Raw genomic sequence first — 12,930 nt, 5'->3', positions numbered from 1 at the left:
AATTAATATTAAGAGAGAATAGATGTCACTTTTAACCCAAGTTGGACAGAGCTTATTACAAGATGGGCTAGCAATCGATGATCTGCAAAGCTATTTGAAGCGGATCCATGAACATCAAATTGACTTCTCAGATCTATATTTTCAAGGTAGCCGTCATGAGTCTTGGGTATTGGAAGATGGCATAGTTAAAGATGGTAGCTTCCATATCGAACGCGGTGTGGGCGTACGAGCCATTACCGGCGAGAAGACAGGTTTTGCCTATGCCGATGAAATTACCCCTGCAGCACTTGAGGCTGCGGCCACCGCTGCACGTGGTATCGCTACAGCCGGTGGTGAAGGGCAAGTTAATGCCTGGAAACAGCAGCAGAGCAAGGCGCTTTACATTAGCTCAGATCCTATTGCCGCGATGGAAGAGGTGAAAAAGATTGAGCTACTTAAGCAGGCCGATGCCTATATTCGTAGCTTAGATAGCCGCATTATTCAGGTTGTGGTTAGCCTGTCAGGTGTACATGAAGAGATTTTAGTCGCGGCAAGCGATGGCACACTCGCTGCGGATATCCGTCCGTTAGTGCGCTTTAACTGCAGCGTGATTTTGGAAGAGGATGGCAAGCGTGAGCGCGGTGCGTCAGGTGGCGGTGGCCGTCATGATTACAGCGTGTTATTGGATGAAGATAAAGATGGCCTACCGTACTGCTTCGGCTTTGCCCGTGAGGCGGTGCGCCAAGCTCAAGTGAACCTACATGCGATCGATGCGCCGGCAGGTGAAATGCCTGTGGTACTCGGTGCGGGCTGGCCGGGTGTCCTCCTGCATGAAGCGGTTGGCCATGGTCTTGAGGGTGACTTTAACCGCAAGGGCAGCAGTGCATTTAGCGGCAAAGTGGGTCAGCAGGTGGCTTCAAAGCTTGTGACTGTGGTCGATGATGGCACCATTGCTAATCGCCGTGGTTCATTGACTATCGATGATGAAGGCGTAGCGACTCAGAAGACAGTATTGATCGAGAACGGCATCTTAAAAGGCTATATGCAAGATAAGCTCAACGCACGCTTGATGGGTGAGCAGTTTACAGGCAACGGCCGTCGTGAGTCTTATGCTCACCTACCTATGCCACGTATGACTAACACTTATATGGAAGCGGGTGAGTCCGATCCTGCCGAGATCATCAAGTCGGTTAAGAAAGGGGTTTATGCGCCTAACTTTGGTGGTGGTCAGGTGGATATTACTTCGGGTAAGTTTGTGTTCTCGGCTTCTGAAGCCTACTTGATTGAAAATGGTGAGATCACTCAGGCGATCAAGGGCGCAACCCTGATTGGCAATGGTCCTGAGTCGATGAGCCAGATCTCTATGGTGGGTAATGATTTAGCCCTAGATAAGGGCGTGGGCGTATGTGGTAAAGACGGTCAAAGCGTTCCCGTCGGTGTCGGCCAGCCTACGCTGAAGCTAGATAAATTGACCGTCGGTGGCACCGCATAGAGCTAGAGTTTTATAAAGCCTAGGGTTTAGTTGTAGATTTTATAGCTAGATCCTAGCGAGCAATATTTAGCAATGCTAGTATCTACCAATTAATTAGAGTAATCACTCTAGAGGTGTTGATGAAACGTTCGCTGTGTGCGCTGTTGCTACTGTTACCTTTAACCGCTCAGGCTAAGACAATGGCCTTCGATGAGGCTTGGCAACAGCTGATTAAGGTCAGCGATAAGCTGCAAGCTGGGGCTCAAGAGGTGAAACGAGCCGAAGCTGAGCGAGAGGCGGGTGAAGATATGAATCTTCCCTCGATCAATCTCACAGGCAGCTACACTCGTCTAGAAAAGCCGATCGAATTAGATCTGCGCGATCTTAACCCTCTAGCCTCTCTCGATCCCGCCACCTTGCCTCCCGCTCTTGGCGGCGCATTAGCTGGTATTCCGGGATCTCTGTTCGTCACACCTTTTACCGAGCAAGATATTTTCCGTTCAAGTTTGCAAGCCATGTGGCCCATCTACACAGGTGGTAAAATTACTGCCGCTCAAGGGATCCATGAGGCCGAAGTGGCCGAGAAAGAGCAACAACTCAAGTTGACCATGCGTGAGCTGTTTGTGCAGCTTGTGGACCGTTATTATGCGGTTGCGGTGACCGAGGCCTTAGCGCAAACCCAAGCGGAACTCGTCGATTCACTCACTCAGCATGCATCTCACGCCGAGAAACTTGAACAGCAAGGACAGATCGCTCGAGTCGAGCGCCTCAATGCTCAGGTTGCACTGGAAAATGCCCGCGTGAGTTATGGCAGCGCCAAGCGTCAGTCTGAGATGGCGATGATCGCCCTGTCGAGAATGTTGCATGAACAGCAGGTCGATACTACCTCTCCGCTGTTTATGCTGAATAAGGCTCCCTCGCTGCCGCAGTTGACTCAACTGACAATTAATCAACATCCGGCACTTAAATTACTGGCGGCGAAAGAGGCTCAGGCTCAGGGCTTAGTGGATGTGGAGAAAGGCAGTTATCTACCGACGGTTTTCCTCTACGGTAATTACACCCTCTATGAAGACGACAGCCTGTTTGCGCAGATAGAGCCAGATTGGATGTTAGGGGTGGGCGTCAAGGTTCCATTACTGAGCCGAGACGGACGCAGCGGCAAGGTTGAAGCCGCTAAGAGTGCCCTGCTACAGGCGAGATACACCAAAGCGCAGACGCAACAGGATTTGAACTTATTGCTCGACCAGAGCTATCGCCAGTTGCTACAGGCGCAAGAGGAGGTGGTGTCGTTAAATACCTCCATGAGCCTAGCTGAAGAGAATAAACGTCTTAGGGATATCGCCTTTAAGCAGGGGTTATCGACCTCAATTGAAAAGGTGGATGCGGAGCTCAAGCTTAACGCGGTTGAGACGCAACAGTTAGGCGCGCAATATCGTTATGTACAAGCCTATGCAAGATTGATGGCCATCAGTGGTCAATTAGATGAATTTATTGGTAGAAGTATTAAGCAAGGGGAACCTAATGCGCACTAACCGTATCTTGGCCGCAGTGGCATTAATCGTATTAATTGGTGCGCTGGTATATGGGTTAATCCTTGCTTACACACCAAAGCCGCAGCTGCTACAGGGGCAGATTGAGGCCCGTGAATATAACGTCTCCTCTAAGGTGCCGGGTCGAGTCGAAGAGGTATTGGTTAGGCGTGGTGACAAGGTTAGCGAGGGCGACCTACTGTATGCCATCTATAGCCCTGAGCTAAAAGCCAAGTTGATGCAGGCAGAAGGCGGACGTGATGCCGCACTAGCGATGCAACAGGAAGCGGATAACGGCGCGCGTAAGCAGCAGGTTGCGGCTTCAAAAGAACAGTGGCTTAAGGCACAAGCGGCAGCAAAGTTAGCCCGTACCACCTTCGATCGCGTCGAAGTGCTGTTTAACGAGGGTGTGCTAGCCAGACAGAAGCGCGATGAAGCCTTTACTCAGTGGCAGGCGGCCAAGTATACCGAGCAAGCCGCGCTGGCCATGTACCAGATGACAGATGAAGGTGCCCGTGTTGAGACTAAGGCTGCGGCAGCGGGTAACGCACGCATGGCCGAAGGCGCGGTAAACGAGGTTTCTGCAATCCTCGCCGATAGTCAGATGCGCTCACCTAAAACTGGTGAGATCAGTGAGGTATTGCTGCAAGCGGGCGAGTTGGCTCCTAGTGGTTTCCCTGTGGTGAGCTTAATCGATATGAGTGATGCTTGGGCGGTGTTCCAGGTGCGCGAAGATCAACTGAAGAAATTTAAGCAAGGTGATCTGCTTAAGCTCAAGATCCCAGCTCTAGATCGAGAAGTGGAGTTCACCGTGAGTCATATTAGCGTCATGGGTGACTTTGCCACGTGGCGAGCGACAGAGAGCGGTCATGACTTCGATATGCGCACCTTCGAGGTCGAGCTACGTCCGAATGAGACTATCGCCGATCTAAGAGTCGGTATGTCGGTGCTATTCACCCTTTAAGGTGGGTCGCACAACTAAGAGGTCAAGGCTTTGATAAAGGTGCTCAAACGAGAGTTTACCGCCCTGCAAGATGATCCATGGCAGTTGGCGTTGATAAGCTATATCCCGCTACTGAGCATTATCGGCTTGTGGCTGCTGTTTAGTGCGGGTTTACCAAGGCAACTCCCGGTTGCTGTGGTCGACTTGGATAACAGCCAAGTAAGCCGCTCTTTAGCACGGCAGTTACAAGCCAATCCTGTGACTAAGCCCGTCAGTTATAGTGAACTCTCGAGTGCAGAAGTGGCAATGAAGCAGGGAGAAGTTTATGCCTTGCTGGTATTGCCATATGGGCTTAATCGCGATCTGCTCACCTCAAAAACGCCGATTATTGATATCCGCTATAACAGCCAATTCCTGCTGGTGGGTAAGTTGTTATCTAGCCAGCTACTAGCAACGATGGCCGATGGACTCAAACCGCTCGGTGAGCTGAAACTGCTCGCTGCCGGAGTGCCTGCAGAGCGGCTCGCAGTTAACTTAAGCCCTGTTAGTAGCCAAACCACGGCGCTGTTCAACCGTAATACTAACTATGTGGGATTCTTAGTCCCACCAGTTCTGATCGCGCTGCTGCAGTTGTTGGCCATGATGGTATTTGCCAACAGTCTTAATCGAGAGCTGCGCTGGAACACCACCAAGCAGTGGTATGAGCTGGGTTTATGGAAGGTGATTGCGGCCAAGGTGCTGTTCTATACGCCGCTAGTATTACTCCATGGCAGCTTTATTCTAGCGCTTATCTATCTGTTTCTTGAGCTACCCATAGCGGGTAGTATCGCCGTGTTATTGATTGCCCAAACCGTGATGTTACTTGCGGTTTGGTTGATAGTGCTGACCATCTTCTTCGCCCTCAAAGATAGCGCGAGAGTGATTAGCTTTTGCACCGCGATGTTTGCTCCGGCCTTTGCTTTTATGGGGGTGACCTTCCCCGTGCATGAGATGCCTATCGCCGCGCAGTGGTGGCGTGTCATCATGCCAACCAGTCACTATATCGAAACCCATATTGCGGTGGTCAGTTATGGCCAAGGCTTACTGGCTAGTTTGTCACAAATGAGTGGTTATTGGGGATTCCTATTGCTGTTCATTCCAATTGCTCTGTTGGCTAAAAAAGGCTTGCCAGAGACTGAAGAGAGCGAGCTTAGCACGTTGGCAAAGGAGCAATAACATGAGCCTTTTACAACTCATTTGGGCTGAGATAAAAGCGGTACTGGCGGATAAGACTATCGTCATCACAGTGTTCGGTGGCGTGCTGTTTTACTCGATTCTTTATCCATTGCCATACCTGAATCAGGTGCCCACCGAGCAGCAGGTGGTGGTGATCGATCATGACCACTCATCACTCAGCCGCCAGCTTATCCGCGATGCGAATGCCAGTCCTAAAATTGAGGTCATAGCTCAGCTAGGCTCTATCGATGAGGCTAAGCGCTGGATTGAAACCGGACGGGCTCATGGCTTACTGGTGATCCCGATGAACTTTAGACGCGATCTATTACTCGGTAAAGGTGTGACCCTAAGCTATGGCGGCGATGCCAGTTACTTCTTGATCTATTCAGCTGTTGTCGAAGGCCTTGTTTCTGCAGGCTTAGATATAGGTAAAGATGTTCAGCGTTTAGGATTATTGGCTAAGGGCGAAAACGCGACGGCAGTTAATCAGAGCCTGAATGTGGTCAAACTCAATAGTATTCCTGCGTTTAATCCAAGCTTAGGTTATACGCCCTATGTGGTGCCGGGACTCTTTCTGCTGATCTTGCACCAAACGCTGCTCATCGGCACCGGAATTTTGGGGGCAAGCCAATGGAGAAAGCAGGGCTATTGGCTGCAGGTGAGTCCGTTTAAGTTGATCTGTGGTCGCATGGCTGCCTTTATGTTGATCTACGGATTACTTAGCAGCTATTACGTGGGTTATTGCTACTATTGGTATGACGTTAGCCTACAGGCAACACTCGCTCAGGTTTGGCTACTGATGTTGCCATTTTTACTGGCTACCAGTGCCGCAGGCATCGCCTTTAGTAGCTTGTTTAGCCGCCGAGACCTACCGACTCAAGTACTGCTGCTAATCTCAATGCCTATTCTGTTTGTCTCAGGCTTCGTGTGGCCAACGGCATTGATCCCTGAGCCCGTAGTCGCCATCTCGCAAATTGTGCCAGCGGTTCCGGCCATTATGGCCATGCTAGAGCTAAATCAGATGGGCGCGCCGTGGCAGAGCATTATGCCCCAGTGGTTGCAATTATGGGCCATGGTGGTGGTTTACTCAGGCTTGGCGTATTGGGGCGTGACAAGGCGGCTCAAGCCCGCAGCATAATGGATGTCAGTTATAGTGCGATGCTAATTCTGATTTTAAGCATCGCATTTATTAACGGCTCATCTTGATATTGACTCCGCAAGACGCCGTGAACTCATCCATGCTGCAGATACTTGCTCTCTCAATACCAAGTTGGTCGTCATCGGACTGTAAGATTCATCGAATTGAATTGCAATTAGGCGATAGAATCAGATGAACTCATGATAAATAAAAGGCCCGCTGTAACCTAAGTTACCGCGGGCCTTTTGTTTGTTACCTGAAGCCGTAGCTTTAGGTTCCGCTAAGCTCAACGATGAATGATATGCCTGACTTCACCGCTTTTGGTGTCTCAACCTTGAGTGAAACCGAGCTACTCTTAGCGGGCTCGCCAACACTGCTAGGATCGATATCGTTAGTTAATACAAAACTGGTGTAACTGCCGCCTTCGCGCGTAAGGTTTTGTACTTCATAGCTATCGGCGTCTAGCTCACCTTTAGTGGCGGTTGTCGTTAGCGTGGTCCCTGCTGGCATGATCTGGTTGGCACTATCGAAGAAACGCACATGGAATACCGATGAGGTTCCCGCTGGGATCGCATTTGGTGTAATGCCTCCTTGTTGGCCGTCTGTGTAGATAACTGCGCCATCTTGATGAATCTCAAAGCGAGCAGTCGAGCCTGACATCGTCATGACTAGAGCCTTACGGATATAGGTCTTGTTAGCTTGCTCTTCAATTTTGCCACATTTGCTGCCTGCACATTGAGGGCCGTTAAATAGCCCATCTGCAACAGAGTACGTTGGATTAGAGGCTGTATTGAAGTATGGCTCGCCTGGTGTGTGTGTACCTGATTCATCATCATCCCGGAATGCATCACCGAGATCGCTATAGCCTTTTGCATGATAGGTCTCAATATCCATACCATTACCAGTGCATTTAGTTGGGGCGCCTTTTGGTGTTAAGCATGCGTTGTTAACCCAACCTTCATTAGTTGAGTTATCTGCATCGGCATCATCAAAAATATTATTACCGTTAGTATCGAAGAAGGTCTCATGACCGAGGGCATACGCTAACACTGTGATGCGATGATCCGGTACACGGGGATCGGCAGAGGTCCACACTACGCTACAGTTGCCGTTAATCGTGACGCAGCTTGGTTCAATTTGACCGCCTTCGGCGGTAAAGTTAATCGTAGTGTCATCGGGGGCCGGGTTACCAAAGCTATCCGAGGCATAAGCGGTAATCGTTACTTTTTCGCCATTGTGGTTTGCGGCCTCTGGATTAAACAAGCTGCTAGATAGGCTAAAGCCTAACTGCTGGGGCAAACCGGTATTAATGGTGAGTTGCTCGGATTGAGTGGTAACCGACTCATCATTAGCCGCTGCGGTTGCAACGACGCGCACTGGGGTTGGCATGGTGCCTGATAGTACCGTAGCGCTGACAAGACCCGCCGAGTTACTGGTGTTGCTAGTAGTCGTCTCACCATTAGCGAAGCTAATGCCGCCAACACTGGTGTCCAGTGAGAAGTCTACCGCTTGCTGAGCGATAGCCTGACCATTGGCATCCGATACCTTAAAGGTGATCAGCGATGACTCACTAGAACCTGTGCCGCCAGCGCCTTTAATGCGAATCGATGTCGGCTCGGCAGAGACAAAACTCAGGTTCGCCAAGGTTTGGCTCGCCAGTGAAAAGTCGAGTGCTGCCGACAGAGTTTGGTTACCCGCAACAACCGATGCGATGATCTGATCATCACGCTCACTGTTGCCGCTACAGCTGGTGTTTTGGAAGGTTGAGCTCGACGTACCTGATAAGGTGGTAACGGGGGAGTCGATGCTGGCATCACTGCTTGAAACACAGCTAGAGCTGAAGTTAACGCTGGTTGGCGTTTGTAGTCGTGTATAGCTACCGTCATCATTTTTAGTGGCCAAGTCGGCAGTTACGCCAAATGTGCCGCCTGCGCTGACAATATATTTACCAGCCTCTAAAGGCAGTGTGGTTGCCAATTCATTCTCTGTAAAAGTGTTGCCGTCTGCTGAGAAGTTACCGATAACGATAATTCCCTCGTCACTAACGGCGTCTTTTGCTAGCACTTCATAGAGGCCTGAACTCTGATAAGTCTTGCCGTCATCTTCTAAGATGACAGATAAGTTAGCCGCGCCAAGCTCGTTTTCACTCGGGGTGTAGCTGACCTGAGCAATACCATTTTCTTTAGTGAGAGCTGAAGCTGGATTGAGGTTGGCGCTACCAGCAGTAAAGCTGGCCATCTTACCCGCTACGCCTTGGCCCTGTTCATCTAAAAACTGGGCTTGTAACTGTACGGTTTCATCAGCTTTAAACTGAGTTACGACGGTAGTGCCGTTGATGATGGCGCTATTTAAAGTGAATTTAGGTTCCGATGGCGACGTTGCCGAAGTGAATTCAAAGTTTCGGCTAGCATCAGCACTGTTATCGCCTTCGGTGAAGCTGGCGCTTAAGGTCCCTGCTCCTTCGGTTGCGGAAGCATTACTCACTATCACCTCGGCTTTACCGTTTGAGTTGGTGAGCTTAGTCGAGACTGAAAGCTGGCCAAAACTTGTGGAGAATGAGATCAGTTGGCCGCTGCGGTCGCTATTGCCTTGCTTTAAATGGGCGACGGCGCAAAAACTGCTATTGGCTGCAAAGCTGAGCGAGTCTGTTGGCTCGGCACAAACGCCATTTTCGACGGTTTTATAGCTTAATGAGAGGCTGTAACTACCGCCGTTGTCGGTATCGCTATTGTCATCCGATGCGCCGTTACAGCCACCGAGTAGAGAAAGACAGAATAAAGATAGGGGGAGGGTAGCCAGTTTTGAGGGCAGGCGCATTTGCATATTCCTTAGTGCTACAAATTTTTACTGAGATAATACCGTTCGGTATAAGCTGGGACCTTCAGTAAAAGCCTAAGAAATAGACCCATAAAAAAGCTCCCTAAGTATGGTTAATACTAAGGGAGCTATTGTGTAGCTATATAGTGATGATGTCTACATATGTAACGATTAATCTTTGATCTCGTTACGTAAATATTTAGCAAATTCTTTCGCTGTCTTAGACACGGCGATATCTGGGTTCTTCGTTAGCTCTTTTTTAGTCTGACGAATAAACTGGCGTAGTTTCTGACGATCGAACTCAGGGTGTTGTTCGATTAGCGCCTGAACTGCCGTATCACCTTCGGCTAGCAGTTGATCGCGAGTCTTATCAGCGACGTTAGTCTTAGCACTCTCGTTACTGTTTTGGTTTAATACATTCTTTAATGCGACTTCTAACTCTTCGAGATCGACATAACGCATTAACTTGCCAATATATTGGATATGGCGACGATATGCTTCGGTATTGATCTTGATTGTTTTGGCTTTCAAGATGTTATCGTAAAGCGTTTCATCGAGTGCTAGCTTTTGCACTTGGCTTTTACTTAGTGCGACTAACTTTTTACCATATTCCTGATAGATAGCGATCTCGCGTTTAACGTCCGCTCTACTTTCGTAGTTATCATCTTGGTCATAGGGCTGGTGGAAGTGTTCTGAGTCACCGACAATCTTCATATCTAAAAATCTCTTACAAATTCTGAGCTAATAATAACATCTATACTCGCTTATTTCCTTTCCTATTTTAATTCTAGCCTAGGCTAAAGAGGCGATATGTTTAGCGATTTCACCACGATTGTGGCTGTTATGACGGGATTATTTAATGTGATTGGCATTTGGGTTTGTTATGCTATCGCCATTGCCGATAAATAAAGAGTAGAGCTGTGTCTTCACCTAGCATTGATATTGAATTGGATTCCTTGAAAGATGCCGTTTCTATGGCACTGGAATATGCAAAAACATTAGGCACCTCTGGTGCAGAAGTTGCGATTAGTAAGCAGCAGGGACTGTCTGTTTCGACGCGAATGAAAGAGGTCGAAACTGTTGAGTTTAATAAAGATGGTGCACTAGGCATTACGGTTTTTAGGGATGGCTGCAAGGGGAGTTCATCCACTTCTGACTTGAGTAAGGCAGCGATTCAACAAGCGGTAAAAGCGGCCGATGATATTGCGCGCTTCACCTCTGCCGATCCTTATAATGGTTTGGCTGAAAAGTCTTTGATGGCGACAGAGTTCCCGGATCTTGACCTGTATCACCCACAAGAGATCTCGCCTCAAGAGTTAACCCATTTAGCGGTTTTGGCTGAAGAGGCCGCACTAGATACCGATAAGCGAGTGCAAACTTCTGACGGTGCCAGTGCCAACGCCCACTCTAGCGTTAAGGTATACGGTAACAGCCATGGCTTCCTCAATGGGTTTTGTAGCTCACGTTACAGCTTGAGCTGTGTCGCCATTGGTGAACAAGACGGTGGTATGCAACGTGATTACGATTACACGGTTGCACGTAAATTTAGCGATATGCTTGATCCTGAGCTGATTGGTAAGAGAGCGGCAGAAAAAACCGCGGGTCGATTAGGCGGACGTAAAATTGCTACGACTCAGCTCCCTGTACTGTTTTCACCAGAGATCGCCACTGGCCTGGTAGGTCACCTAGTCGGTGCGATTAGCGGCGGTAGCCTATATCGTAAGTCGAGTTTCCTGCTCGATGCCATCGACACCCAAGTCTTCCCCGACTGGTTTAGCATTCATGAAGATCCGTTATTAAAAGGCGCGCTGGCAAGTTCTGCATACGACAGTGAAGGCGTTGCCACTAAGGCCAGAGATATTATCGATAATGGCCGTCTTGCGACGTATCTATTAACCAGTTATTCGGCGCGTAAGCTGGGCTTGACCAATACTGGCCATGCTGGCGGGATCTATAACTGGACCCTATCCACTACCGGGCAAACCTTCGACCAGCTGGTGAAAGAGATGGGCACTGGCCTGATAGTCACCGAAGTGATGGGGCAGGGCGTGAATACGGTAACCGGTGATTACTCTCGCGGCGCGGCTGGCTTCTACGTTGAAAATGGCGTAATTATGTACCCAGTCGAAGAGATCACTATCGCGGGTAACCTAAAAGATATGTATAAGAATATCGTCGGGGTTGCGAAAGACAGAGATCTACGTTCATCGATCCGCACAGGCGGGATCTTAATGGATAAGATGAAGATCGCGGGTAACTAGGAACGCTTGAATCTAAGGTTAACTTAGCCGCTTTTGAGCAGTAGAAGGCTTCCCAAGGGAAGCCTTTTTTATTGTATCTTGGCTAACACCAGCAAGATCTCGTTGCGGATTAGATCCGAATTATTGATTATTCGCCTTATGAGCTTGTTCGCTAATTTGCCAAAACGCATGTAGCGCCTCGGCGAGGCTGTTATTAGCAAGAATACTGACGTGATCTTCATTTAACCCGTATATTCGATCGGCCCGCTGCTGGGCGCGATCTCTTAGCTGACTCTCTAGGCTTATCACTCCATCGCTGCTCTTTTTGTTGATGATGCCACTGACTCTATAACCGAAAATAAGTTGATGTGGCGGTCGGCTGAAGTCATCTTCATGGCCTGAAAATCTGTCAGTAAACAGCGTGGCAATAAACTTACTGTTTGGTGCGAGATCACGCCAAGCAGGCATTACCACCGGGGCGTAATCTAGCCCGCTTTGCGCCGATTCGACGCCGCCAAAGGGCGATGATATCGAGGTGAAGCTGGCGATATCATCACAACCTAGTTGGTTACGGCACAGATCTAAATACCCTTGGGTGACGAGTCCTCCCATGCTATGGGCCACCAAGTGTAAGGTTTTAACGTCATAACGATAATCGATGATCTTAATCAGGCTATTAAGGCCATTGGCTAACAGCTCTAAGGGTAAACCACTGGGATAATTCATGACCCAAATCTGGTATTTTTGCCTGTCTACCTTAGCGATGAGCGGCTCGAAATCTCGTGCCGTGCCATTCATACCATGAATAAAAAGCACTGGTATCTTACTCTTATCGAAATCATCGAGAAAGAACACGCCGCTGTTGCCTTGTTTGAGGTGGGTGACAGGTTGCCACATACCTAATTCAGCACTTTCTCTATCAAATTGCGTCGCAGCTAGAGTGGCCATTTCACCTATTTTAGCGGGACTAAATTTGACGTTAAGCAGATTGATTAAGGGGCGATCGACTAAGGCTTGCGGGTAGTTGTCTTGGGTATTGCTGAGCTGAAGTTGTAGTGGCTTATCTGTCTCTTCGGGTAGCGCAATGATGGAAAATGCCTCGCCGACTTGAAAGCGGAGATCGTTGTTGGCGTCATTAAAGGTGAACAGGTATTGGCTCATGTTATCGCCGGTCACGGTAATTGGTTGATTACCAATCACGACTTCATAGCCATCGATGGTGTCGGCGCTGGGCTCTTGTAGCTGAATGAATACGAAAGACTCGGTTTCATGTTGTGACTCGATAATCACCCGATATTCGACATAGATACTATCGAGCATATCGACCTCTTTGGCCAGGTGGCGAAAGTTAGCGCAGCCAGTGACGAGCATAATCATGGTCACCGCGAAAATTATTTTTAATCCCTGCATGCTGGCTGATCCCTTGGCGCTTAATGCGAATGTCATCTAAATCATATAGATAACTTAGCAGCAATTTTACTCTATGTTTAATATTTCACCTTTTTCATCTTAATAGTTCAATTATTGCTTGAACATATGGAAATCCATATATATTATTTTTCATATATGTTGTTTTTCATATGCACCTGTTTCATGGA

The 12,930-nt window shown here is 48.7% G+C and carries 9 protein-coding genes; 6 read left to right on the top strand and 3 right to left on the bottom strand.

Features of this window, described 5'->3' with window-relative positions; genetic code table 11:
- Positions 1 to 22 precede the first annotated feature (22 nt).
- From tldD to L1D44_RS10480, 5 genes are all read left to right on the top strand, one after another.
- Entirely contained in the window at positions 23 to 1,471 is a 1,449-nt protein-coding gene (tldD, locus tag L1D44_RS10500) for a metalloprotease TldD (protein WP_239890445.1), read from the top strand.
- Positions 1,472 to 1,590: 119 nt separating this feature from the next.
- Entirely contained in the window at positions 1,591 to 2,982 is a 1,392-nt protein-coding gene (locus L1D44_RS10495) for a TolC family protein (protein ID WP_239890443.1), read from the top strand.
- Complete coding sequence (locus L1D44_RS10490) at positions 2,972 to 3,943, top strand: efflux RND transporter periplasmic adaptor subunit (RefSeq protein ID WP_220767060.1); 972 nt, start codon at positions 2,972 to 2,974, stop codon at positions 3,941 to 3,943. The genes L1D44_RS10495 and L1D44_RS10490 overlap by 11 nt, the downstream gene beginning before the upstream one ends.
- Positions 3,944 to 3,973: 30 nt before the next feature.
- Entirely contained in the window at positions 3,974 to 5,137 is a 1,164-nt protein-coding gene (locus L1D44_RS10485; protein ID WP_239890441.1) for an ABC transporter permease, read from the top strand.
- 1 nt (position 5,138) lies between these two features.
- The gene (locus L1D44_RS10480; protein ID WP_239890439.1) at positions 5,139 to 6,275 is read left to right on the top strand and encodes an ABC transporter permease; all 1,137 of its coding nucleotides are present in this window, start codon (positions 5,139 to 5,141) and stop codon (positions 6,273 to 6,275) included.
- 270 nt (positions 6,276 to 6,545) lie between these two features.
- On the opposite strand, the gene L1D44_RS10475 is transcribed toward L1D44_RS10480, so the two are convergent.
- Together L1D44_RS10475 and yjgA are read right to left on the bottom strand one after the other, a co-directional pair.
- Positions 6,546 to 9,092, bottom strand: coding sequence for an Ig-like domain-containing protein (locus L1D44_RS10475; protein ID WP_239890437.1), 2,547 nt, complete (start codon positions 9,090 to 9,092; stop codon positions 6,546 to 6,548).
- 171 nt (positions 9,093 to 9,263) lie between these two features.
- Complete coding sequence (gene yjgA / locus L1D44_RS10470; RefSeq protein ID WP_239890435.1) at positions 9,264 to 9,806, bottom strand: ribosome biogenesis factor YjgA; 543 nt, start codon at positions 9,804 to 9,806, stop codon at positions 9,264 to 9,266.
- A gap of 206 nt (positions 9,807 to 10,012) precedes the next feature.
- Here yjgA and pmbA point away from each other — a divergent pair, with 206 nt between their 5' ends.
- Positions 10,013 to 11,353 (top strand): metalloprotease PmbA, encoded by a 1,341-nt coding sequence (gene pmbA, locus L1D44_RS10465; protein ID WP_239890434.1) that lies wholly within the window; start codon positions 10,013 to 10,015, stop codon positions 11,351 to 11,353.
- Positions 11,354 to 11,473: 120 nt separating this feature from the next.
- Here pmbA and L1D44_RS10460 read toward each other — a convergent pair whose 3' ends face one another.
- Positions 11,474 to 12,742: an alpha/beta fold hydrolase gene (locus L1D44_RS10460; protein ID WP_239890432.1), complete on the bottom strand. Its 1,269-nt coding sequence runs from the start codon at positions 12,740 to 12,742 to the stop codon at positions 11,474 to 11,476.
- Positions 12,743 to 12,930 lie beyond the last annotated feature (188 nt).

This window comes from Shewanella sp. Isolate13 (genome assembly GCF_022398325.1).
Taxonomy (GTDB): domain Bacteria; phylum Pseudomonadota; class Gammaproteobacteria; order Enterobacterales; family Shewanellaceae; genus Shewanella.
Note: the sequence above shows the minus strand (reverse complement) of the source record. Positions and strands in the feature narration are given on the sequence as shown.